The sequence below is a fragment of the Flavivirga algicola genome (genome assembly GCF_012910715.1).
GTDB classification, from domain to species: Bacteria; Bacteroidota; Bacteroidia; order Flavobacteriales; family Flavobacteriaceae; genus Flavivirga; species Flavivirga algicola.
This window is the reverse complement of record NZ_JABBHF010000006.1, coordinates 115,097-139,491: the sequence shown is the minus strand read 5'-3', so window position 1 is coordinate 139,491 and position 24,395 is coordinate 115,097. Positions and strand designations below refer to the sequence as shown.

Genomic DNA, 24,395 nt, shown 5'->3' with positions numbered 1-24,395 from the left:
CTAGCTTTTATTTTTTAGTAATTTGGCTTTCAAGTTATCTGAAATAGGTGCTTCAAATTTTCTCGCAAATAATTTTTCTGACACTATGATTTTTTCAAAATCTGCTATACTTAGTACAGCGGGAGAAGCATTGTATTTACCAATACGATTGTTTTCCCAATCAATATACCTTAAATTATCATTTATAACTTTTTTTGCAAAATCTGAATTCATAATAACCGTTTGAAAATATATTTCCTCTGGGCAAAATGTATATTTAAGCCTTTTAATTAAATAAGGTCTTTTGTCTGTATAATCAATTACATATTGTAGTGTTTCTCTAGATAAGCTCCACCATGTTGAGCCACCGTATAATTTAGGAACTTTACTCTTAATGGTTCTTTTAAAGCTAAATTTCTTTTGAAGTCTAACAAACCACCACAACCTCTTAATATGTTTTTTTGCATTTAAAGTATCTAATAAATGATAATACTGAATTCTATCAAACCCTCCATTTTCATTAGCCCAATTTTCTGTTGGAAGTTCAAAATATTCTAAATAATCTTTTAATATAGAACTATTGGTTATCGTTTTAAATTGGGACATATTTTTAATAGGAAAATCTTGCCCGCTAATCAAATGAAAATATTGGTTGTCTGATTCTTTTAAGGCCTTATCTGCCAAAAACAAAGCACTTTTTAAATGATTTAAACCTCCCCAGTTTACTCTATATTTTTGCGATAGTATTTTAACATTTTTTCTTTCTCTAATTTTTTCTAATACGGCTTTAGGCACTTTACTTTTTTTGTCAACATGTATATAAAATTCAAAGCCTTCATCAAAAAAACCAATAATATCAGCCAAATGCTCAAAGTTTTTATACGCCGAAAAAGTAGCTTGTTTCATTGTTTTGCAATATATATCTAGTTGATATTTTTTCCTTCTATTTGAGGCTTAGGATTAGTTATCTAATTTTAGAATAAGTTTCATACAGTCTAATAAACACGAACAATAAAAGTCTATGGTTAAATATATAAGTTAATAGTTTATACTTCAAAGTATTGTACTCTCCATCAATAAAGGACTGCATTGGGTAGGCTTTAATACGTTCTAACTTTATCAATTTTTCTTTAATTATTTCAATACTAAATTCTGCACGAATCATTTTTATTATTGTAAAAAAAGTAAAGGCATCTCTTCTAAATTTAAAATTGCCTTTTATGATATTTTTATGTGAAATAGGATATTTTTCTATACTATCTATTAAATTGCTAAAATCAAAAATCAAAGCCAGAAAATAGTTCGCTATTCTTTTTTTGTATGCATTGTTTACAGTTCGCATAGTTGATTCTACAGACTGAAAATATCTATACACAGAAACTGGGGAATAAGCTACTTTTTCGGCGTACAAAAATGATCGTAATGTAAACACAACATCTCCATCATAACCCTGTACACTCTCATTAAAAGCTAATTTATTTTTATTTAAAAAGCTTTTGCGTATCAAAAACCACCAAATTTCTATGCGCAAATTTTTATTTTCTTTAAGAAATTGTGCTCCCGAAACTATATTTGGCAATTCATATTCGTGAAACGGTGTTTCTAGATCAAATTGTTTATCATTCTTCGTCACCTGGGTATCGAACCCCATAATATCCAATTTGTTTTGTAACGAAAACTCAAGTATTTTCCCTAAAGCGTTATGTGCAACATAATCATCTGCATCCATAAAATACACATAAGTACCTTTTGCCAACTTTAATAATTTATTCCTAGTCGATATAACGCCCTCGTTTTTGTGCGAGTGCAAAATGACATTAGTATGAGTTTTTGCAACTTTTTTGACAATAGCTTCACTTGTATCTTTAGATCCGTCATTAAACACTACGACTTCATATTCCTCTTTCGATATATCTTGGTGCATCAAGCTGTCCAGACACCTTTCAATGTAAGATTCAGCATTATACATAGGAATTAAAATACTCAACTTCATAATATACATATATTAAAAATGGACAAGCACCTATAAGTTTAGGTTTATTAATTTATACTTGTAAAGAAGCCTAAGCGGATACAAAAAAATATAGAATATATATTTATGATTAAAAATGAATGCGCTTATTTTAAATTTTTTATGAAAATATTGATCTCCTATAAATCCTTTTAATGGATATATATTAATCCTTTTTAGTCTGGTTAGAATACTATTAATTTCCCTAATGGATATTTTGGATTTAATAATTTTGAAAAACATAAAATAAATGCTCACAGTACTTTTGTACTTTATACTCTTAACAATTTCTGAAGCGTTTAGAACTTCATTTTTTGTGATTTCGTTAGCAAGCGAATCAAACCTAAAAACCAAGCTAATATAATCTTCTATAACCTTTAATAGGTGCTCGTCGTTATTATTATTCATAATAGACTCATTGGTCTTTACATATCTATGGGCGTCTATTGGCAAAAACATGGTACGGTTTGCCCCTAAAAAAATGTTAAATGTAAAAATGGCATCTTCCATAAACTTGCCTTCTTCAAATTTACAACCCGATTTTAGTAAATACTCTCTTTTAATAATATACCACCAGGCCTCAAGCCTATGATATTTATTCTTAACCAAAAAATCGGCACCTTTTAAAATATCTGGGTTATAGGTTTTTCCTTCTGTTTTAGAAGTAAATAAATCTATTCTTTCTGTAGGCATTGTATTAAAACCTAACACCTCTAAATTTAAGGTTTCGGCTTGTTTTAATATAATATCTAACACATTAAAGACCAAATAGTCATCGGCATCGATAAAATAAATAAATTCGCCTTTAGCAAGCATTATGCCTCTATTTCTTGTGGCTCCTAAGCCTATATTATCCTGACTATAAATAAAAATGTTTTTGTGATCTTCCTTAAAGCTCTCAACTATTTTTATACCACTATCTGTAGAGCCATCATCTATTAATATTATTTCGTAATCGTTTTTATTTATATTTTGATTAACCAAACTGTGCAGACATCTTTCTATATGTGATTCTGCATTGTAAAATGGAACAACTATACTTAATTTCATATTTAGGGTTTATGGTTACTAAAATAACAAGAACCTTTATCAAGGAATTAATAAATAGATTAAAAGCTTATTTATACTGCAAAAGTTTAGTCTGTATTTATCTTTTATTCTTTATATTGTTTAATAAATTAGTAAAATATGTTCAAACCATTCTCTTCTACTTACAACATTTCTCCAAAAACAATATTAGCCATTTTTATTAGCCCCATACCATTAACAATAATAATGGGATCTTTTTTTGTTTTTCCATCGACAGAGAGTTTTGGTTTTTGGCTTCTGGAAGAGAATGCCCCTATTGAAATTCTAACATTTCTTATTTTACTGCTCACAGGTATATTAGGCCTTTATAACGTTAGAAGTTTAAATAAATCTCTAGACAAGTATTCAAAACTTTTTTACATATTCTTTTCTACCTGTTTAATCTTGATCGCTATGGAAGAAATTTCATGGGGGCAATGGTTTTTTCATTTCGAAACTCCAGAGAGTTGGGCCAAAATAAATGGACAAGGAGAAACAACACTTCATAATTTACATGGCTTACAAGGTCATTCGGAGGTCCTACGTATGGTTTTTGGCCTTGGAGGTCTATTCGGAATTGCATTAGGGTATTTCAATAAATTGAAAAAAATAAGTGTGCCTCCAATACTTTTTTTATGGTTTTTAATTATTTTTTGCCATGCTGCAGTTGATTTCATTCAGGATAGGGTGTCTATTAGTGCCAGGTACGATTTTGCAATTGTAAAAACTTCAGAGTTTATTGAACTATTAATAGCTGGGAGCTCATTTTTATACTTATGGTTAAATTTTAGAAAGTTGAAATGTCTCAATTAGCAAGGAGTCAAATTACGACTTCTATTTAATATAATTAAGACTTAAAGTATATGCAAAAATAAAGCTCATTACTACCATTTCTCCTCCTTCTTCTATGACAGCAAATTCATTTTTGGCATCAGGTATAGCAATATGCAATAAATCTATAAAAACCCCAAAAAATACTAACATCAAAATCAATACAAAAAGAGTTTTGGTTACTAACCTCCCCTTAGCATCTGCCCTGAAAAATGTAAATACTACGGATGTAAAAAAAATAATTCCTAAAAGAGCAAAAATCAATAGTTCTCCAAAATCTTCAGCTCTCAAATTAAATTGGGAACGAAAATTAAAATAGTCTGCCAAATATACCCCATAAATTTCATGTAAACTTAAAGAATCATCCAATAAGACATATAGAAAAAATAAAGCCCAAACTAGATATATAAGTCGCTTTTCTTTATAAGACAAAAGAAGCAGCATTAAAAAAATCCCAAACTCTTTTATATATTGATAGAATTCTGCAAACCCCAAATCTTTTTCAATAAAGAAATTAAGGTTATAATCTATAAATTCGTACAAAAGCAAGCAATGTATTGAAATAAAAATAAAATCTATCAGAATCATTAAGATTAGCAGTGGTTTGTTTGCTTTAAACAAACCAAAAAACCAATTTAAAACTTGATTCAAACTTATTTTAATCATTTATCAATAACTTTTAAAATATCAATAAAACTGGTTATAGTATACTTGGCTAGATACTCATTATTCATTAATGATACATTGTTTGGTTTATGTATATTTAAACCATTATCAGCCAAACAGATAGTAACCCAATCAAGTTTATTTGGTGTTATAAAATCTTTATTAATGTTATCTCCAACATAATAATATTGTCCTTTTCCAAAAACTTTTTCGAAATGCGTGTAATTATTGCTATTAGGTTTTTCACTTCCAAACTCTTCCGAAATAACAATTTCAGAAAACCAAATGTCAAGCTGCAAGGCTTTAATCTTATTTCTTTGCTGCAGGCTTCTACCATCTGTTAGGATCCCCATACTTATATTGCTATGTTTCAATTTATTTAAGGTATCTTGCCTATCTTTTGATAATTTCAACTCAGGAACATGATTCCTATAGATATGCAATAACTCTTGTGTGTCGTACGAAACACCATACTTTTTAATTATGGTTTCAAATACATTATTTTTATTATCAAAACATATTAGCATCTCTCTATAAATTGATAAAGCATCTGCATTTATGTCATTAGCAATTTCTTCTGCTATTTCTTTATACGCCGACTTTAAAAAATCTATCTCATTGTATAGCGTGTCATCTAAATCAAAAATTACAATTTTATTATCCTTTATAATCATTTACTAAAATTTCATCATCATATCTTAACATTAACAAATCTGTTTTCCAATCATCAAAATAATTCAAATCTTCATTTAAAATATACTCCTGGATAATCCATTTAGGGTAATTTCCACCAGCTAAATACGAAAGTGGAAAACCGCCTCCAAACCTTGGATTGATCTCTATACCTTTTATGTCTTTCGTTTCTTTGTGCATAAATAATTGAACCGTTATACAGCCTCTTGCTCCTTTTAAAAACGAAAAATTTTGATCCAAAAACATCTTTACCTCATTCTTTTTGGTTAGTCCTTTACTAACCTCTCCTGCTCTTATTTCTATTCGTTTTCGTGGGATAGCACATTTTAACTCTCCAGTTTTATTATAATATAGATCACAGGTATATTCATCATAAATATCATGATCTAAATATTCAAAAAAATGAAGGATGTTACTTTCTAATTGGTATTTAGAAATCTGATTTTTATTCTTTATTATGAAATTGTTGGAACTGTTACTTCCGTTTATGGGTTTTATAAACAAAGGGAGTTTATACTTGATCTTAGAATATATTTTAGCCGTACCAACTCCTAGTTTTTTAAATAATTTATGGGTTTTTAGTTTGTTTCTACATTTTTTAATCAATTTCTCATCAGATAATACAATTTTTATGTTAGCCGCTAAGAATTTTTCATGATTTTTAGAAAGTATTGTTAACTCTGTATCTAATGTGGGGATTATTACTTCCACTTTATTTTCTAAACAAATTTTATACAGGGCATCAATATAATTATCATTATCAATTTTACATATTTCAAATGCTTTATGGGCTATTTGTGCAGCTGCAGAAAGTTTAGGGGCAGCATCAGTAACAAATACCTGAGACCGTTCATCTATCTCCTTTAATTCTTTAATAAAGGCTCTGACTAATGAAACTCTTCTACCCGCAGATGTAATTAAAATATGACTCATAAATATTTTGGCTATTAATTTTTTGCTTTAAAAAAAGGATTTAGGATTAAGAATAAAAAGAGATAAAGAGGCTCTACGTTAAACAGCTTTGTTATAAATCGATAAACCAACCCATTGTAATCATCTCCTATAAATTTGTTTAACGGATATGCTCCAACTTCAACCATATTATTAACAACGGCTTTAACATCTTTAAATAACATTCTGGATTTTAAAATCCTTACCATCATAAAAAACACAAACGATTGCTGGCGCGTTCTTAACCTTTTTAAACATTTTAAATTTGTATTTTTTGAACGACTTACTTCTTCAATTAATTTATTAAACACTTGGGCTGCATGACCATTATCGTAAATCACTTGTATATAATGCTTGGGCTCTTTACTGGTCATTGCAGACCCCTCAACCTTCACATGTCTGTGTGCATCAATAGGTACGTGAGCCATTCGCAGGGTATTAATAAATAAAGTCGTGGTAAAAATAGCATCTTCCATCCACCTGCCTTCTATAAATTTAAGTTCAAGGTCTTTTAAAAAAGCCCTTTCTATCATATACCACCAAACTTCATTTTTGTAACGAAAAGCTCCTATATAATCCATACCATGCATTTTGTTAACAGGAAAGCTTTGGTAATTATTTGAGCCCGAAACATATAGGTCAGTAAGTGTTGTCCCTGTAGACGAAAACGTTAAGACCTGCAGGTTATGCGTCTCTATGTGGTTTAAAATAGGTTCTAAAACATTAGATGCCAAATAATCATCTGGATCAATAAAATAAATATATTTCCCTTTAGCTAAATCAATCCCTTTATTTCTAGCACTCCCTACTCCAGCATTTTCTTGGCTATGAACATAAATATTAGAATGTGCCTGTTCAAATTTTTTAACAATGGGTATACTGTTGTCTGTAGAACCATCATCAATAATAAGAATCTCATAGTCGCTAGCATCCAGGTTTTGATTCAAAAGGCTCTCGATACAGGAGGCAACATATTTTTCCACATTATATAACGGTACAATGATACTTAATTTCAAATTATCAAAATTTCATTAAACAAAGATGTGACTATCACATAAGAAACGCATAGCTTTTCATGTCCTAAATTTGTATTTGTTAGAATTGAGAGATTAAGAATGAAATAGAATGGTTAGTTTATCAAGCAATAATAATTAAATATATAATATAAATAAATTATTTATAAATAAATCCGATAAAAAGTAGAATTTTCCTATAAATTAAAATTATATTTTAATATAAGCTAATTAGTTCTATTTTTGTTCGAAATAAATAATAACCATGAATATTACTTCAGATCAAATTAAAGATCTAAATACCCGCCTTGATAAACTAAGGCACTATCTTTGACGTAGATACTAAACTTATAGAGATACAGAACGAAGAAGAACAAACGTTCGATCCTAATTTCTGGAATGATCCGAAAGCTGCCGAAACAATAATGAAGTCGCTTCGAGTTAAGAAAAAATGGGTTGAGGATTATAATAAAATAAAGACGCAAATTGAAGATTTAGAGGTACTTTATGAGTTTTATAAAGAGGGCGAATCTTCTGCCGAAGATGTTGAACAATTATATGATGAAGCATCCGTTTTCCTCGAGAACATAGAATTTAAAAATATGCTGTCTGAAGAGGGTGACAGTTTAAGTGCCGTGCTACAAATTACGGCTGGCGCTGGTGGTACAGAAAGCTGTGATTGGGCCAGTATGCTCATGCGTATGTACTTAATGTATGCAGAGAAAAGTGGATTTAAGGTAAAGGAACTTAACTTTCAGGAAGGCGATGTAGCTGGAATAAAAACGGTTACCTTAGAAATTGAAGGCGACTTTGCTTTTGGATGGCTTAAAGGCGAAAATGGCGTACATCGTTTAGTAAGAATTTCTCCTTTTGATAGCAATGCTAAGCGGCACACGAGTTTTGCCTCTGTTTACGTGTACCCTCTGGTTGATGATACTATTGAAATTGAAATAAACCCAGCAGATATCGAAATTACAACTGCTAGATCCAGTGGTGCTGGAGGACAAAATGTTAATAAGGTAGAAACCAAAGTACAGCTTACCCACAAGCCAACAGGAATTCAAATCTCTTGTTCCGAAACTAGATCACAACATGATAATAGGGCTCGTGCTATGCAAATGTTAAAATCGCAGTTATATGAAATTGAGCTTCAAAAGCAATTGGCACAACGTGATGATATAGAAGCAGGCAAAATGAAAATTGAGTGGGGAAGCCAAATTCGTAATTATGTCATGCACCCTTATAAATTAGTTAAAGATGTACGAACAGCACACGAAACTGGTAATGTTGATGCTGTTATGGATGGAAATTTAGATGAATTCTTGAAATCATATCTAATGATGATGGGACAAAAAGTAGAAGACGATAATCAATTATAAAACATCGATAACTACATGAATACAATAGATACTATAATTTTTGACCTCGGTGGGGTTTTAATCGATTGGAATCCAGAATACGTTTATCTGGAAGAATTTAGTGGGGACCGCAAAAAAATGCAATGGTTTTTCGACAATATTTGCACCAACGATTGGAACGAAAATCAAGATGCAGGATATCCTATGGCCAAAGCAACAGAAGAACGTGTTGCTCTTTTTCCAGAACATGAAACTTTAATCAGAATGTTTTATGGAAGATGGGTAGAAATGCTGGGAGAAGAAATAAGTGGTACTGTAAAAATTCTTGAATGGTTTATAAAATCAGGCAAATATAAAGTTGTTGCATTAACCAATTGGAGTAGCGAAACGTTTCCTATAGCTCTGGATCGTTTTGAGTTTTTACAATGGTTTGAAGGTATTATTGTTTCTGGTGACGAAAAAACCAGAAAACCTTTTAAAGAAATTTATGACATCACCTTAGAACGTTTTAATATTACAGCCGAAAAATCAATTTTTATTGATGATAATCTAAGAAACATTGAAGCTGCCAATGCTTTAGGCATTAATGGAATTCGATTTAAATCTCCGGAGCAGCTTATTCAACAATTAAAAAATTATAACATCCATTTATAATGATAAAAATATATCATAACAATCGTTGCAGTAAATCACGTTGCGGACTAGAAATACTTGAAAAATCTGGAAAAGAGTTCGAAATAGTTAAGTATTTGGAGGATGTTCCCAATAAAAATGAACTAAAAGACATTATAAAACTTTTAGGTATAAAACCCATAGAACTGGTTAGAAAGAACGAAGCTATTTGGAAAGCGACTTTCAAAAATAAAGATTTAAGTGATGAAGAAGTTATCACTGCTATGGTTGAAAATCCTAAATTAATAGAACGGCCAATCATTATTAATGGGAAAAAAGCCACTATTGGTAGGCCCCCTGAAAAAATATTGGATATTATTTAGTCCTAATACTTGCTTATTAACACAATTTTAACCTTATCTCATTAAACCTTAAGTTACTTTTACTATCAAAAGTCAAAGTAACTTCATGAACAGATTTATTTCAACAGGTTTAATGTTTTTTTTGAGCATACTCATAACATATGCTCAGCCAAAAAGTAATGAAGTTCAAAGTGAGTCGACCTTATCAAAAGATGTTACCGTGACAGGTAAAATACTTGATAAAGAGACCAATGAACCTCTTGAGTACGCAACAATTTCATTTCTTAACAAACAAAAAAACAAAATTGTTGCTGGGGGTATTACAGATATTAAAGGAACTTTTAACATTCCTGTACCTAGAGGTGTCTACGATATATCTATTGAATATATTTCATTTAAAACGCAAACGATTCAAAACAAAAGAATCACATCCAATGTTAATCTGGGTACTTTTTTTTTAGAGGTCGATTTAGAATCGCTTGATGAAGTTGAAATAGTAGCAGAACGCACCACTGTTGAAATCAAACTTGACAAGAAGATATATAATGTTGGCAAAGACCTTACCGTTAGTGGTGGTAATGTCAGTGATGTTCTAGATAATGTCCCATCTGTTTCTGTAGACGGAGAAGGCAATGTAGCGTTAAGAGGCAATGACAATGTTCGTATTCTTATAAATGGCAAACCTTCTGGATTAGTAGGCTTAAACTCTACAGATGCTTTGCAACAATTACCTGCAGAATCTATTGAAAAAGTTGAAGTTATCACATCTCCTTCCGCTAGATATGAGGCAGAAGGCACTGCTGGTATTTTAAATATTATTTTACGTCGCAGTAAATTACAAGGACTTAATGGTTCTGTAACAGCTAATGTAGGACATCCAGAGGCGGCTGGGGTTTCAGGCAATATTAACTATAGAACGGGTGATATTAATTTTTTTAGCACAACCTCATACAGATATAATGAACGTCTTGGACACTGGTATAACGACGTTAAGTATAACGATATAAACACGCCAGATTTAGATGAAAAAAGGGATTGGACAGATATAAGCAAAGGGATTACTACAAATACTGGTTTAGAGTGGTATATAAACGGTTCTGCTTCATTAACTACAGCTGTGGTTTATAGTAATCGTAATAGCGATGACCGTTCTATTAACAATCTCGTACAACTAGATAAAAATACCAATACGACCAGTAGAAGTTTGAGATTAAATCCAGAATTGGGTACCAATGAAACCATACAATATACTGTTAATTTTACAAAAAACTTTGAAAAAAGCGACCATAAATTAAGTTTCGACTTTCAATATGAAGACACTAATGATGATGAAAATTCTATCATTAATTTTGACGGTATCGATACTGAAATGGTGGCTACTTTCGAAGATGAGACACAAATATTATTACAAACCGACTATGTATTACCTATTGGAGAAAAAAGTCAATTTGAAGTAGGATACCGCGGTGATTACAATAACAATACAACAGATTTTAGAGTTGATACTTTAAATATAAATACAAATGAGTTTGACATCAATAGAAATCTTACTAACATTTTTAACTTTAAACAACACCTAACCGCAGCATACGTTCAATTTGGTAGTAAAATAAATAAGTTTTCATATCTTCTAGGCCTACGGCTTGAAAACACAAAAACAACCATAGACCAACCTACTACAGGGGATTTTGAAAAAAAGAACCTTACAGGATTATTTCCCTCAGTAAACCTAAATTATGAAATAAGTGATGATGAAAGCATTACCTTGGGCTATAATCGTAGATTAAGAAGACCTAGAGGCTTTATGTTAAATCCATTTCCTTCCAGATCGAGTATAACCAATGTGTTTCAAGGTAATCCTGCTTTAGACCCCACTTATACAGATAGGTTTGAATTGGGGTATTTAAATAAGTTTAATAAATTTACGTTAAGCTCTGCTTTATACTACGCACATTCTACAAATGTTATGACATTTGTAAGCAGAAAAACGGGTGAGACTGTTATAATTAATGGTGAAGAATTCCCCGTTATTGAAAGAGGCCCAATAAATTTAGCTACCGATAACCGATATGGATTTGAATTTAACCTGAATTATAGTCCATCCAGAAAATGGCGGGTTAACACCGATTTTAACGTCTTTAAATTAGAAAGGAATGGAAACTTCAATGGTATTGATCTAGATGCAGATAATTTGACCTGGTCTGCTAGATTGACCAATAAACTTACTCTCCCCTATAAAATAGACTGGCAAACCAGTATGAATTATAGAGGTCCAAGTGAAGATGCCCAAAATGACAGGAAAGGTAGGCTCACTACCAACTTAGCATTTAGCAAAGATCTATTTAAGGAAAAAGCTTCTTTGGCATTTAATATTCGAGATGTATTCAATAGTAATATTTTCAAAAATCATATCACAGCAGAAACTTTTACTGCAGATCAGGAAATTCAGTTTAGAGGAGGCCGTATTTTTAACCTGTCATTTACATACAGGTTCAATCAGCAGAAAAAACGGGAACGAAATGGCAGAGGTTTTGATAACGGCAGTGGGGTTGATATGTAAAAACAGCATAAAAAAAGGAAGCTAAATTAGCTTCCTTTTTTATATTAATTTGCAATTCATGTTATGAATTTAAACGCTTCGCTTTTTTCTCTTCACGTATTTCTTTAATTCTTTCTATTAAAGAGCCACCTATCCAATAAGGAATAACAAAGGTTAAAAGAAATATCATTAACCAAAATCCTATTGTTAATATGGTTAGAAAAGCTAAAAATCCTAAATATTGATCAAAATCAAACATAATTGTAAGTGTCTTTAAAAAAAATCTTCTGCAAAGATAATGTAAAGCTATTTGTTATACAATATCAAATTAAAATTTATTAACGAATCCGATACCTAGTTTAAATTAGGTTGCGGCGTCATTCTTAAATAAGGCTTCACTTCTTTAAACCCTTTTGGAAAAATACCTGGAATATCTTCAGTTGCTACAGCAGGCACAACAACACAATCGTCTCCATTATTCCAATTCGCAGGCGTTGCTACCTTATGGTAAGCTGTTAATTGTAAAGAATCTATAACCCGCAATAATTCATCAAAATTTCTACCCGTTGAAGCAGGATATGTTATCGTTAACTTCACTTTCTTATCCGATCCAATAACAAAAACCGATCGTACTGTTAAATTACTATCAGCATTGGGATGAATCATATCGTATAACGCAGATACTTTTCTATCTTCATCAGCTATGATAGGAAAATTAACCGTAGTTTCCTGTGTTTCATTAATATCTTTAATCCAACCATGGTGTGAATCAATCCCATCAACACTTAACGCTACTACTTTTACATTACGTTTATCAAATTCAGCTTTGTACTTTGCTACCGTTCCCAATTCGGTAGTACAAACTGGTGTATAATCTGCAGGGTGAGAGAATAGAACTCCCCAACTATCCCCTAGCCAATCATGAAAATCTATAGAGCCTTCTGTTGATTGAGCTGTGAAATTTGGGGCTATGTCCCCTAATCTAATTGTTGCCATAATTATGATTTTTAAGTGTTTATATTATTAATTTTTTACATTACTTTCTAATCTCTTACAAGATACCATTTTTAAGAGACCTATTCTAAATAAGTACATAAGATAAATGTTAAAAAAGTATTTAAAAAACTAACATATATCATACAAAAAAGCTTTTCAAAACAATTAACTTTGTAATTTAAATTAAACCATTAAGAGATGAGTTACAGAATAGAGAAAGATACTATGGGTGAGGTTAAAGTTCCTGCAGATAAGCTTTGGGGAGCTCAAACTGAACGATCTAGAAACAATTTTAAAATCGGAGCATCAGCTTCTATGCCTTTAGAAATAATTTATGGGTTTGCATATTTAAAAAAAGCAGCAGCATATACCAATAGCGAACTGGGTGTTTTACCATCAGAAAAACGCGATTTAATTGCTAATGTTTGTGATGAAATATTGGAAGGTAAGCATGATGATCAATTTCCTTTGGTGATATGGCAAACTGGTTCTGGAACTCAAAGTAATATGAATGTTAATGAGGTTATTGCCAACAGGGCCCATCAATTAGCAGGGAAAGTTATTGGTGAAGGAGAAAAAACGATCCAGCCAAATGACGATGTTAATAAATCACAATCTTCTAACGACACCTTCCCTACCGGTATGCATATAGCTGCTTATAAAAAAGTGATAGAAACTACTATTCCAGGTGTAAAACAGTTGAGAAACACATTAAACAAAAAAGCTAATGATTTTAAAGAGGTTGTAAAAATTGGACGTACCCACTTAATGGATGCCACACCACTTACACTAGGACAAGAGCTTTCTGGTTATGTAGCTCAATTAGATCATGGTATTAAAGCATTAGAAAACACCTTACCGCATTTAAGCGAGTTGGCACTTGGTGGTACTGCTGTTGGAACAGGATTGAATACACCTAAAGGATATAGCAAACGTGTTGCTGAATATATTGCAGAATTTACAGATTTACCATTTGTAACTGCTCCCAATAAGTTTGAAGCTTTAGCGGCTCATGATGCCCTTGTAGAAACCCATGGTGCATTAAAGCAACTAGCGGTTTCTCTAAATAAAATTGCAAATGATGTTCGAATGATGGCTTCTGGCCCACGTTCTGGTATTGGTGAAATAATTATTCCTGCCAATGAGCCAGGAAGTTCTATTATGCCAGGAAAGGTTAACCCAACACAATGTGAAGCGCTTACAATGGTTTGTGCGCAAGTTATGGGGAATGATGTAGCTATTTCTATTGGAGGTTTGCAAGGACATTATGAATTGAATGTATTTAAGCCTGTTATGGCTGCGAATGTTTTACATTCTGCACAGTTAATTGGAGATGCTTGTGTAAGTTTTGATGTTAATTGTGCTATAGGAATAGAACCCAATAAAGAGGTTATTACCAAATTATTGAACAATTCTTTAATGTTAGTAACAGCCTTAAATACAAAAATCGGGTATTATAAAGCCGCTGAAATTGCTAATACCGCACATAAAAATGGTACAACTTTAAAAGAAGAAGCTATTAACTTAGGCTATGTTACTGCCGAAGAGTATGATGCGTGGGTTAAACCAGAAGATATGGTAGGAAGCTTAAAATAAATTCCAATAAATATATCATAATAAAAAACAGGTAATTATTAATTACCTGTTTTTTTTGGTTGGTTAGCTATCAATCCCTTTATCTTACAATTAAAAGGAAATCGCTTCAAATATATAATTAAACAAATTATTAGTAATTAACATTTGTTAATTCTTATCAATTTTTTTTCTAATTCTACTTAATTGTACAGGTGTTATACTCAAATACGATGCTATATGGTATTGTGGAATTAAATCGTCTATTCCAGATATTCTCTTCCTTAACCTTAAATATCGTTCTGTGGCATCCATTGAAATGAACTCCAATTGTCGTTCTTCATATTTAATAAAAACATGTTCTAACACCTTGCTATACAGATTACTAATATGAATATCTTCTTTGCAAAGTCTTGTAATTTCTTCGAAACTCACTTCATATACCTTACATGCTGTAAGCGTTTCGTAAGTTAATTTAGAAGGTCTGTTTTTTATCAGGGCTGTAAGCGATCCAACAAAACTAAAAGGCATGAAAAAATTCTTATTGAACTCCTTCCCTGTCTCAGAACTAAGGTAAGCACGTACCATCCCAGATACAAGCATATAAATTTTGCTGGGTACTTCTCCAGACTTAGCTATATTAAATCCTTTTTCCAGTTTTTTAAATGTTGATATTCTAACAAGTTTCTCAAAAGTTTCTTCAGAAACATCTAAAAACGAATTTAAAAAAACCACATTTGGATCCATTACTTATAGTTTTTAGCCATTTGTTATGACAATAGAAAATTGATATAGGATACAGACACTAATTCCTCCTATTGAGATTGTGTTTCAGTATATTCTAAAATAACACCTTAAGTGGCATTATCGAATAATTTCTCTATAATTTGCAAATAAACTTGTTTAGATGCATATTCCCAATATAAATAAAGGTGATTTTATAGCATAAAAAAGCCTCAAGTTTTTACTTGAGGCTTTACTTTAAGTGTTGTATGAAATTTACTTTAAAGTAAATTCAGAACTAGATACTAGGTCTTTTTCGTTAAAAACGTTTACAATATAACGTCCTTTTTCAAAATTCTTTTTCCCTTTCGATGCTACGAACTCACAAATGTTAAGACTTGCATTCTCGTAGTTAAACTTACTAATAATACTGTAGCTCAAAGTTTTCTCGTTAAACTGAACCTGCTCATTTAATCCTAATGTATTGTTCTTTGGATCAATAACCTGTACATATAATTCCTGATCTCCAGCTTGAACCAAACCATTTTTAGCAACTGTAAAGCACACTCTAATTTTATCTGTACGTGAAGCTCTCTCTGTTGGTATTAATTTACCAGAAGTTCTTTCTATAACTCCAAACCCTTTTAAACCAACTGTACTCAAAACTGCTGCATTTTCAACAACTTCAGCTAAAGCATTATTTTGAACCAATAAAGAATCTGTAAACATAGTACGTTCTTCTAAACGTACACGAGTACTATCTAGAGATGTTGCTAAATATGAATTTTCAACTCTTAAAGAATCATTTTGAGCTAACAATACATCCATTTCTTTTTGTAAAGACTGATATTTCTTTTTGTATCTCCATAAACTTCTAACATTAGTTTCAGAGATTTTTAATGAGTCTATCAAGCCTTGAATACGTGCTCTTGCATCGGTTAAGTTTTTGTTTGCCACGTCATTTTCACTTATAGCCACATCGTATTGTTTTGCCATAGCATTTAGATCATTCATAACTAATTGCTTTTCTTCTGTTAAGTCCTTTTGTATCTGGCTACTACTTTTATACAAATTCATAGTATAAAAACCTGTTCCTAAAAATAAAACTAATGCAATCCCTAATCCTACTTTAAGCCCCATATTACTCTTGCTGTTTTCCATAATTACTTGTTTTTAAAATTTAGTATTGTTATATATTTAATATAATTATTTTTTTATGCTGTAAACAAATATAATGGTGTATTTTTAGTCCTCAAAAATTTATTTACACAAATGGATAAACTCGTTTTATTTAAAAATTCTACGCGAAATAAATTATTAAACAAACGCCTTGGTGAATCCAAATTTGGTCAACATGTTAAAATATTAACCAGCATTTCCAATATATACGAACAACTTAAAAATTTGGATGTTATGTATGTAATAATTGGTTTGCCTGAGGATATTGGGGTACTTGCAAATTACGGTAATACTGGAACTTCAAAGGCTTGGGAAGCGACCCTTAAAGTTCTGTTAAACATTCAAAGCAACCAATATACGAAGGCAGATAACGTTTTAATTTTAGGGCATCTTGATTTCTCTTCAGAAATATTGGAAGCTTCAGAGTTAGATATTTCCAAGAAAAAAGATCTGCTAAAGGCCAGACAAATAGTTTCTAAGATTGACCGTTATGTGTCATATATTATTAGTCAAATAATTCTAGCTGGTAAAAAACCTATTATTATCGGTGGTGGACATAACAATGCTTATGGAAATATTAAAGGAGCGTCGTTGGCTTTGAACGAACCAATTAATGTGATTAATTTTGATGCGCATTCCGATTTTAGACCAGAAGAAGGAAGACACAGCGGTAATGGTTTTAGCTATGCTTATGCTGAAGGCTTTTTAAAAAACTATTTTATTTTTGGTTTACATGAAAATTATACTTCGGATAAATTATTTAAAACGCTCAAAAAATTTAAATCCATTAAATATAATACCTTCGAATCTTTAGAGGTTAGAGGTGAATTAAAATTCAAAGAAGAATTAAAAAGTGCATTAAACCACATTTCTAAAACATCATTTGGTATAGAAATAGATTGTGATGCTATCGAAAATATTCCAAGTAGTGCCATGACTCCTAGTGGTTTTAGTGTAAACAAGACCAGACAGTTTTTAAACTTTTTCGGAAAACACGATCATGCTCGTTATTTACATATATGCGAAGCATCCCCCAATAAAAAGACCAGTGAAACTGTTGGAAAGCTTATCTCCTATTTAATTATAGATTTTATAAAAGCTTAAATCCTTTAAATGATTTAATATTTATATACATTTGCATAAGTACTTATATAAATATTAATATTATGGATGCATTACGTGGTTATGGTGAGTTAGGATTGGGCTCAAGACTTAAAAGAGTAAGTGAATATATGATGAAAGAAACGCAGCTGGTTTATAACCATTTTAATGTAGATTTCGATCCTTACCTTTTTCCAATATTCAATATAATAGCTAACAAAAAGGGAGTAACAAATTCTGAAATTCAAAATTCATTACAATTTACGCAACCTGCCATAACTCAAGCTATTAATAAACTAAATGATAAAGGCTTAATTATCTATACATTAGACAAGTCTGATAAACGAAAAAAAATTATCTCCTTGTCTGATAAAGGGTATCGTACATTAGACATATTAAAACCTATCTGGAAAACTATCGATAAAGTGATTAAAGAGTATACTTTAGAAAGTTCTTCTTCCCTGATAGAACACTTAAATATTCTGGAAAATAAACTTAACGCTAAAAGTTTTAGTTCAACGATTATAAACAACATCAAAATGGATACAACAACAGCAAACTTCGAAATTATTTCTTTTGATAAACAATATGCAAAGGATTTTTATGAGCTAAATGTTGAGTGGTTAAAAGCATTTTTTTATGTAGAGGCTTATGACGAGGAGGTTTTAAGTAAACCCGATCACTATATTATTAATAAAGGCGGTCATATATTCTTTGCAAAATTAAATGATCAAATTGTAGGTACTGTAGCTTTAATGCCTATTGGAAAAGAAGGAGTTTTTGAATTGACAAAAATGGGGGTTTCTCCTAAACATCGCGGGCACAAAATAGGTCAGAAACTTATGCAACACTGTATTAATTTTGCTAAAGTAAATAGTATGCCTAAACTTATTATCTATTCGAATAAAAAACTAGAAAACGCTATTTATATTTATAGAAAATATGGTTTTATAGAAATTCCTGTAGAAGAAAACTGCCCTTATATACGTTGTGATATTAAGATGGAATTAGTATTTTAATATTTAGCATGTGTTAGATATAAAAGCAACTTGTATTTGATATGATGGAAGTTGTTGTCATTCAGGCGAAGCATGAGGAAGCATCTCTATCGATTGATATTTCTCGTCGCTCGTTCCTCTCTCCCAGCCTGCTTATAGACAGGTTTGGAAAAAACACGCTTATGAAAATGATATATATAAGACAAATAATCATTCCAGTTATATCAAATTATTTATACCGCAAATAGACAGCTTGTAAAATGAGGCCATCTACTAATACTTTTAGATAGCCTCTTTTTAAATTATATATACTATTGATTATTTATTTGTCTTCTAATTTCCAAGTTCTAACCCAATCAACTCTCATCGTATTTATTGAGTCATCGGCTAGGTCTGATTTTGGAGGAAGCCCACCTAGCCAGTCAGCTTGGTTAGTCCATAAATCAAAAATTATTTCTAAGTCACGTGTAAATTCACGATCTGCATAAACTTGCCCAGATCTATCGTGTCCAACAGTTACGCTACCAGCAGGCTCTCCATCTAAGTAAAACTGAATGTTTTTAGAATCTTTCCACCATACACCGTATGTATGATATTCCTCATTCCATTGTATACCTCTAAGCGGATTAACCGTTGATAAATTTGTACTAATAAAATTATCTTCATCTCTTATGGTAACTGGGCTTTTACTAGAATCTGCATGAAAATATTGAGAATTCATTCTGGTTGGAAATTCGGGTTGACAGCCACAAGAAGGGTTTGTATTATTTTCAATAATATCTATTTCATCTCTGTTATCTATATCTCCATTATTCAACCAGTAAGTATTATAAGCAGAGATATGTGACGTTTTAATTCTAGCCTCAGTGTACATAGGGTAACTGGTTTCTGCAACGGAGTGAATCCTTGCCGTTTGAAACCATCGGTCTTCAATATTACTTTCATTAAGCGTCGCTTTTATCCATAAGTTTCCATCGGCCACTCCAGAGTTGCTACTTGCGGTTGTCATAAAAACTGGGACACCATAATTCCATGTAGATTTGAACCATTTTGAACCATCCCATACATCAAATTCATCTGACATACTTTCTAATTTAACCCATTGTTTATCACTAGGTGTTGTATTAACAATAGACACAAAAGAAGGCAAAGCGGGGTCTATATTGTTAAAATTTTCAGCAGTAGCAATATCATTTACTGTGATATTAACTGTAGCTGAATCAGTGTCTCCATCTGAATCTGTTATGGTATATGTAAAACTATCGTTTCCTATAAAAGCTGTATTAGGTAAGTATTGAAAAACACCATCGCTAACCTCTGTTACATTACCATTACTTGCATTGGCCAATAAGCTATAATCATCATTATCGCCACCATTCTCACCAATATCATCATTATTAGAAACATCTATTTGATTATTTGCTCCTGCACTACTACTTTCATTTACAGTTAAAGTATCGTCTGTAGCTGTAGGTGTATCAACCACTGGATCTGGATCGGGGTCTGGATCTGGAGCAGGATCATTGTTACTACTACAACCACTAACAAGTAGAATGAGCGTAAAAAATAAAATAAAAGGATTCTTGTTAATCAAAAATTTCATAAGCATTTTTATTTATTAAGTTGTTGATTAACAAAGATAAAGCATTAATAAAACTCAAAACAGCACTTTAGGTTAATCCAACTAGACATATGTTGCACGTATCAGAGTAATCAACTTGATTTAAACTTGACAACCTAATAACATATCCAATTCTTTGCAGTATTAATCATATTGATAACATAAAATAAATCATATTTCTATAGACAATGAATTTAGTTCCTTATTTGTGGAATTAATGCTACAAGTCAATTTAAGCTCCAATTATACTATTCATATAAATTCGATTTTCCCCAGAAAAAAATCAAATGCAAAAAATGATACACGCTCTCATACATGAAGCTTTTTCGTGACTCTCTAGAGTAAATCCACTTTTGCATTCCTAAACCCATATATCCCATAACGACATCTTTAACTTATAAGTCTGAAATCAGTAGGGTTTCGTTACAATTTAATGGTTGAAACACCAACATACTTAACTAAAAGTTAAAATTATCGATTAAAAAATGTAGTTAACATAATTAAAAGTTAATTGGCAGTTAACAGGAAGTTAATTGAAATTAATGACGCGGTTCCGTTTTTTTTATTTGTAAGAATTTAAAATCTAAATAAAAAATGAACACTTTTAAACTTACATCGTTAATTATTTTTGCAACTTGTCTAACTTTTTCTTGTAGTAAAGATGATTCACCTTCAAAAATCAATTCTGAATTAATCATTGGCACATGGAAATTAACAAACGCTTCCAAGGATGGCGAAACTGTTTCACTAACAGCTTGCGATTTGTTGAATACACTACTTTTTACTAAAACGCAAATTAGCTATATATCTTATTATAAAGGGACCACCACCGTATGTACATCTAGTTCTTCGATTAGTAAATACAGTATTAGTGGTAATACCGTTACCGATTCATACCAATCTAAGGAAATCATGATGCTAGATTCTACAGAATTAGTGTTAAAATATACAGTAACTAATAATGGTGAAACTTCTGTGATGATTGATACGTATACAAAACAGTAAGTCTGTAATTAATGTAAAAAAGCCCGTTTAATATACGTATACGCTAAACGGGCTTTTCTTTTTTCTAATATCTAATAGCAGAAGTCAGTTCATGAAATAATAAAACGAAGTAAAAAGTATCAAAAAAATAATAAGAAACAATAAATAATCCCTTAACTTATCTCTTTTGATATTGCTTCTTATTCCCGATTTTAATCTCTCAAGTTCAGATGGCCTAAGTTTAGGGGATTTGAATTCTAGCTTGTCTCCAATTGTTTCATAGTTTAATTTATTCTTATCAAACTTCCTGCTGGCTTTGTCTTTTCGTGCGTTGCGTCTCTTTTCAATTGCTTTAAAAAGTTGTTGACCTTCTAGCATACCTTTTTAATTAATAGCCTTTAAAGAATCTATTTGCTTTTGAAGTCTTTTAATTTCTTCAGCTTTTTTATTATTCTGAATTTGTTCATATATCGAATCACTTGGAAGCTTCATAATTGAATCTTTTACAGTTTCAGAGATATCAATCTCCTTTCTTTCTTCAGCAAAATAGTACCCAATACCTTCACTTGCCCTCCAAGCTTCGTTTAATTGATCATAAACTGTTTTATCCCATTGGCTGGGATGTTTTACATCAATCCAAACAACATCCCTATATTCGCTATCAATCAATGCCAAGTCTGGTGTAGCTGAACCATCAAAATTATCAGAACCTTCTCTTATGGCAGATATGGTCCCTAAAAAGAACATACGTTTTCTCCCTGCTATGTCTTTAATGTATGGTCTAAACTCGACAGGTTTATTCACAGACCAGTCAAACTCTTTACGAGATTCAATAACCTTTAAGGGCATGGCTGAAACGCCTGCATAGCCCTGTTTTTTTGATGCATGATCGTAATAATAAATGGTATCGCTACCATCTGCCGGAATAAAAACACTAAAAGTTAAACTGGTACGCTCATCCCCCACTGGTTCTAATCCAAACCAATGGTATAAGCCACTATAAGCATCAGAATCGGTGTCTGAAAAATCAAAATCGGTTACAAATGGTTGCTGATTTTGATCATCGGGCAAATCAGGAATCTTAACAGCTGTTTCCATATTCCATGGTAAAGGGTCACTAAAACCTCCTAAAAACTTTAAAGACTCCGCCTGTAAACGCGATACCTTTTCAGCCAATGTATTTTGTCTTGTAAGGTATGGGTGATTTTTCATGTCTTCTGGTCTTATATAAGTGCCCTTTCCTATTAAAATGCGCTCTAAGTAATCGTTAAAATCGTGTTCACCATTCTCAATAACCATAACACCCCCAAAAGTTGGGTAGGGAAACAAAAAGCCCTTCCATTTAATTAAACTTACCACTTCTACCCATTGTCCTGTATCATTTTTCATGTAGTAGGTATCGCTAGGTTCCATTGTGAATAGTTGAAAAATATTAAAGCGCTGTACTACGGCATTATAGGTGTTCCTGCTAAACTTTAAAGATTCTCCTATTGAAAAGGTTACTGGTATTCTATTTTCGTTAGAAAACCTTGGAAATGGTGTGGTGCTTGATACTGCAAAAACCTCTTCAGTATTATCGGTCATACCCTGCCAAACATATTTCTCTGTTGGTTGAATCGCCATAGTCCATTTGTTCTCTTCTCCTACTCTTACCAAGTGTGGTAAAGAAACATCCTTAGTTTCTCCAACACTTTCATTAGCCATAGAAAATACATTTCTTAATGGTTGAATTCTTTCGTTTTGTGTTAGGGGTAACTCATTAATCTCAACTCTATTCAGGTTGTTAAAAACGTTATATGTTTTCATATAATCGTACATTTTAAAATGCCAACCTACTGCATATAAAAAACCGAAAAAAGCAACTAAAAGCCCTAAAATACCCAAACGCCTTCCTGTACTTGCAGAGCCTCTAAATTTTCTTAATCCAAAAAACAAAACGATTGCACTTAGTAAAATGATGAAAATAAATTTTCTAACGAATAATAATGCAGGTTGGTAATCATCACGTAAAATAAATAATGCGATAAGTAAGATTAAAGCAACAACTATTGTTGTTATCTTTTGACGTTTTCCTCTATTCCAGTATTTTTTAATCATATTTATTTTTTGTCATTCCCACGAAGGTGGAAATCTTAGTTATATTACAATGCTTTCTTCTAAAGTGGATTCCTGCCTCCGCAGAAATGGCAATTACAACAACCCCTTATCCTTCAATCGTTCTCTAGCACTCTTTTCTTCTGCTTTAGGTGTTTCTTCTATTTCTTTTACTTCCTTAGTCTCTTCAACTTCTTTGGTTTTTAAGTCTTCAATAAAGTCTTTTCCTTTTTCAATGGTATCGTGTACGATATCTTCTAACGATTCTGATTTTTCTTCAATAACTTCACCAGATTTAAATATAAAATTCGCCAAATAGGTCCCAGCCAACGTACCGACAATCATAGATGCAAATATTGAAATGGTTGTAATATCTATTGGAATTAAAAAGCGGACAATAACAATACCTATTAAAAATAGGAACCCAATAAAAATGAGTCGAACTAAAAATGTTTGCTGGTAAACAAAACCTTTTTTATCGTTAGGTTTCATCTGTAATTCTTTTGAATTAAAAATCTTATTAAAAAAACGATATAAACCATTACTTCTAGATTCTCTCCAATATAGAAAGGCTCCAAAAAATATGGCTGCAATAAAAATTATTAGCTCTAGTCCCATGTTGTTATTTAGTTAGAAGCGTGAAGTTTGAAGCTTGGAGTTTCTTACTCATGCTTTATTAATACTTTATTTTGTTTCTAAATGCTATGGTCATATTCATTAAATCAAAACAGTTTTTATAAAATATGTCAAAGTTTTCTTCTGATAAATAGTTTCTCCTTTTTGCTTTATGAAGACAAGTCACAACTTCTGCGAGAGAACGAATTGAATATCCCAAAAACTTTCTGTATTCTGGCCCAGATTGTAAAATTGAACCTTCAGAAATATTCAATGCTATAGAATCTGAAGCTCTACGTAATTGTGATGATAAATTATAAAGTTCTTCTTTAGGAAATTTATATGCTAAAGCATTCATTTCTTCTCCTAAGTTCATTCCTTTTTGCAAAATAATTAAATCTTCAAATTTAAATTTCATATTCTAAATTT

The 24,395-nt window shown here is 31.5% G+C and carries 25 protein-coding genes; 9 read left to right on the top strand and 16 right to left on the bottom strand.

From position 1 onward, the window contains the following. The 4 genes from HHX25_RS11720 to HHX25_RS11705 form a co-directional block, all read right to left on the bottom strand. Positions 1-885: a beta-1,6-N-acetylglucosaminyltransferase gene (locus HHX25_RS11720; RefSeq protein ID WP_169673455.1), complete on the bottom strand. Its 885-nt coding sequence runs from the start codon at positions 883-885 to the stop codon at positions 1-3. A 58-nt stretch (positions 886-943) separates the two neighbouring features. Next, positions 944-1,972, bottom strand: a complete 1,029-nt coding sequence (locus tag HHX25_RS11715) for a glycosyltransferase family 2 protein (RefSeq protein ID WP_169673452.1) — start codon at positions 1,970-1,972, stop codon at positions 944-946. 30 nt (positions 1,973-2,002) lie between these two features. Then, positions 2,003-3,040, bottom strand: a complete 1,038-nt coding sequence (locus HHX25_RS11710) for a glycosyltransferase (RefSeq protein WP_169673449.1) — start codon at positions 3,038-3,040, stop codon at positions 2,003-2,005. A gap of 161 nt (positions 3,041-3,201) precedes the next feature. Further along, positions 3,202-3,369, bottom strand: coding sequence for a hypothetical protein (locus tag HHX25_RS11705; RefSeq protein ID WP_169673446.1), 168 nt, complete (start codon positions 3,367-3,369; stop codon positions 3,202-3,204). A 103-nt stretch (positions 3,370-3,472) separates the two neighbouring features. Here HHX25_RS11705 and HHX25_RS11700 point away from each other — a divergent pair, with 103 nt between their 5' ends. Beyond that, entirely contained in the window at positions 3,473-3,871 is a 399-nt protein-coding gene (locus HHX25_RS11700; protein WP_169673441.1) for a hypothetical protein, read from the top strand. 21 nt (positions 3,872-3,892) lie between these two features. On the opposite strand, the gene HHX25_RS11695 is transcribed toward HHX25_RS11700, so the two are convergent. The 4 genes from HHX25_RS11695 to HHX25_RS11680 are packed head-to-tail and all read right to left on the bottom strand — an operon-like array spanning position 3,893 to position 7,215. Further along, positions 3,893-4,555 (bottom strand): hypothetical protein, encoded by a 663-nt coding sequence (locus HHX25_RS11695; RefSeq protein ID WP_169673438.1) that lies wholly within the window; start codon positions 4,553-4,555, stop codon positions 3,893-3,895. After that, positions 4,552-5,229 (bottom strand): HAD family hydrolase, encoded by a 678-nt coding sequence (locus HHX25_RS11690; RefSeq protein WP_169673435.1) that lies wholly within the window; start codon positions 5,227-5,229, stop codon positions 4,552-4,554. Before HHX25_RS11690 ends, HHX25_RS11695 begins: the two co-directional genes overlap by 4 nt. Next, positions 5,213-6,181: an ATP-grasp domain-containing protein gene (locus tag HHX25_RS11685; protein ID WP_169673432.1), complete on the bottom strand. Its 969-nt coding sequence runs from the start codon at positions 6,179-6,181 to the stop codon at positions 5,213-5,215. The genes HHX25_RS11690 and HHX25_RS11685 overlap by 17 nt, the downstream gene beginning before the upstream one ends. A gap of 14 nt (positions 6,182-6,195) precedes the next feature. Further along, on the bottom strand, positions 6,196-7,215 hold the full coding sequence (locus tag HHX25_RS11680) for a glycosyltransferase (RefSeq protein ID WP_169673429.1): 1,020 nt from the start codon (positions 7,213-7,215) through the stop codon (positions 6,196-6,198). Between the two features lie 262 nt (positions 7,216-7,477). Here HHX25_RS11680 and prfB point away from each other — a divergent pair. The 4 genes from prfB (at position 7,478) to HHX25_RS11660 (ending at position 12,104) form a co-directional block, all read left to right on the top strand. After that, a protein-coding gene (gene prfB, locus HHX25_RS11675; protein ID WP_169673426.1) for a peptide chain release factor 2 occupies positions 7,478-8,591 on the top strand; the annotation gives its coding sequence in 2 pieces (ribosomal slippage) (positions 7,478-7,543 and positions 7,545-8,591; 1,113 coding nt in all). A 15-nt stretch (positions 8,592-8,606) separates the two neighbouring features. After that, positions 8,607-9,224, top strand: a complete 618-nt coding sequence (locus HHX25_RS11670) for an HAD family hydrolase (protein ID WP_169673423.1) — start codon at positions 8,607-8,609, stop codon at positions 9,222-9,224. Then, a complete protein-coding gene (gene arsC, locus HHX25_RS11665) occupies positions 9,224-9,565 on the top strand; it encodes an arsenate reductase (glutaredoxin) (RefSeq protein WP_169673419.1) in 342 nt (113 codons plus the stop codon). The genes HHX25_RS11670 and arsC overlap by 1 nt, the downstream gene beginning before the upstream one ends. 85 nt (positions 9,566-9,650) lie before the next feature. Next, positions 9,651-12,104: a TonB-dependent receptor domain-containing protein gene (locus tag HHX25_RS11660; RefSeq protein ID WP_240964516.1), complete on the top strand. Its 2,454-nt coding sequence runs from the start codon at positions 9,651-9,653 to the stop codon at positions 12,102-12,104. Between the two features lie 61 nt (positions 12,105-12,165). Here HHX25_RS11660 and HHX25_RS11655 read toward each other — a convergent pair whose 3' ends face one another. Further along, entirely contained in the window at positions 12,166-12,342 is a 177-nt protein-coding gene (locus HHX25_RS11655) for a hypothetical protein (protein WP_169673415.1), read from the bottom strand. A 95-nt stretch (positions 12,343-12,437) separates the two neighbouring features. Beyond that, complete coding sequence (locus HHX25_RS11650; protein ID WP_169673411.1) at positions 12,438-13,079, bottom strand: peroxiredoxin; 642 nt, start codon at positions 13,077-13,079, stop codon at positions 12,438-12,440. A gap of 198 nt (positions 13,080-13,277) precedes the next feature. Between HHX25_RS11650 and fumC the strand changes: the two genes are divergently transcribed. Next, positions 13,278-14,675: a class II fumarate hydratase gene (gene fumC, locus HHX25_RS11645; RefSeq protein ID WP_169673408.1), complete on the top strand. Its 1,398-nt coding sequence runs from the start codon at positions 13,278-13,280 to the stop codon at positions 14,673-14,675. Positions 14,676-14,822: 147 nt separating this feature from the next. On the opposite strand, the gene HHX25_RS11640 is transcribed toward fumC, so the two are convergent. Both HHX25_RS11640 and HHX25_RS11635 read right to left on the bottom strand, forming a co-directional pair. Then, the gene (locus tag HHX25_RS11640; RefSeq protein WP_169673405.1) at positions 14,823-15,398 is read right to left on the bottom strand and encodes a Crp/Fnr family transcriptional regulator; all 576 of its coding nucleotides are present in this window, start codon (positions 15,396-15,398) and stop codon (positions 14,823-14,825) included. Between the two features lie 252 nt (positions 15,399-15,650). After that, a complete protein-coding gene (locus HHX25_RS11635; RefSeq protein WP_169673402.1) occupies positions 15,651-16,535 on the bottom strand; it encodes a chromosome partitioning protein ParA in 885 nt (294 codons plus the stop codon). Positions 16,536-16,646: 111 nt separating this feature from the next. Between HHX25_RS11635 and HHX25_RS11630 the strand changes: the two genes are divergently transcribed. Beyond that, entirely contained in the window at positions 16,647-17,657 is a 1,011-nt protein-coding gene (locus HHX25_RS11630; protein WP_169673399.1) for a formimidoylglutamase, read from the top strand. A gap of 62 nt (positions 17,658-17,719) precedes the next feature. Next, positions 17,720-18,673, top strand: a complete 954-nt coding sequence (locus tag HHX25_RS21430) for a bifunctional helix-turn-helix transcriptional regulator/GNAT family N-acetyltransferase (RefSeq protein WP_169673396.1) — start codon at positions 17,720-17,722, stop codon at positions 18,671-18,673. 301 nt (positions 18,674-18,974) lie between these two features. On the opposite strand, the gene HHX25_RS11620 is transcribed toward HHX25_RS21430, so the two are convergent. Then, positions 18,975-20,255, bottom strand: coding sequence for an Ig-like domain-containing protein (locus tag HHX25_RS11620; protein ID WP_169673393.1), 1,281 nt, complete (start codon positions 20,253-20,255; stop codon positions 18,975-18,977). A 612-nt stretch (positions 20,256-20,867) separates the two neighbouring features. Here HHX25_RS11620 and HHX25_RS11615 point away from each other — a divergent pair. After that, complete coding sequence (locus HHX25_RS11615) at positions 20,868-21,278, top strand: lipocalin family protein (RefSeq protein WP_169673390.1); 411 nt, start codon at positions 20,868-20,870, stop codon at positions 21,276-21,278. A gap of 363 nt (positions 21,279-21,641) precedes the next feature. Here HHX25_RS11615 and HHX25_RS11610 read toward each other — a convergent pair whose 3' ends face one another. The 3 genes from HHX25_RS11610 to HHX25_RS11600 all read right to left on the bottom strand — a co-directional run bounded on the left by HHX25_RS11610 (position 21,642) and on the right by HHX25_RS11600 (position 24,384). Then, complete coding sequence (locus tag HHX25_RS11610) at positions 21,642-23,354, bottom strand: hypothetical protein (protein WP_169673387.1); 1,713 nt, start codon at positions 23,352-23,354, stop codon at positions 21,642-21,644. Positions 23,355-23,447: 93 nt separating this feature from the next. Beyond that, positions 23,448-23,969 (bottom strand): hypothetical protein, encoded by a 522-nt coding sequence (locus HHX25_RS11605; RefSeq protein WP_169673384.1) that lies wholly within the window; start codon positions 23,967-23,969, stop codon positions 23,448-23,450. A gap of 58 nt (positions 23,970-24,027) precedes the next feature. Next, positions 24,028-24,384, bottom strand: coding sequence for a four helix bundle protein (locus HHX25_RS11600; RefSeq protein ID WP_169673381.1), 357 nt, complete (start codon positions 24,382-24,384; stop codon positions 24,028-24,030). Positions 24,385-24,395 lie beyond the last annotated feature (11 nt).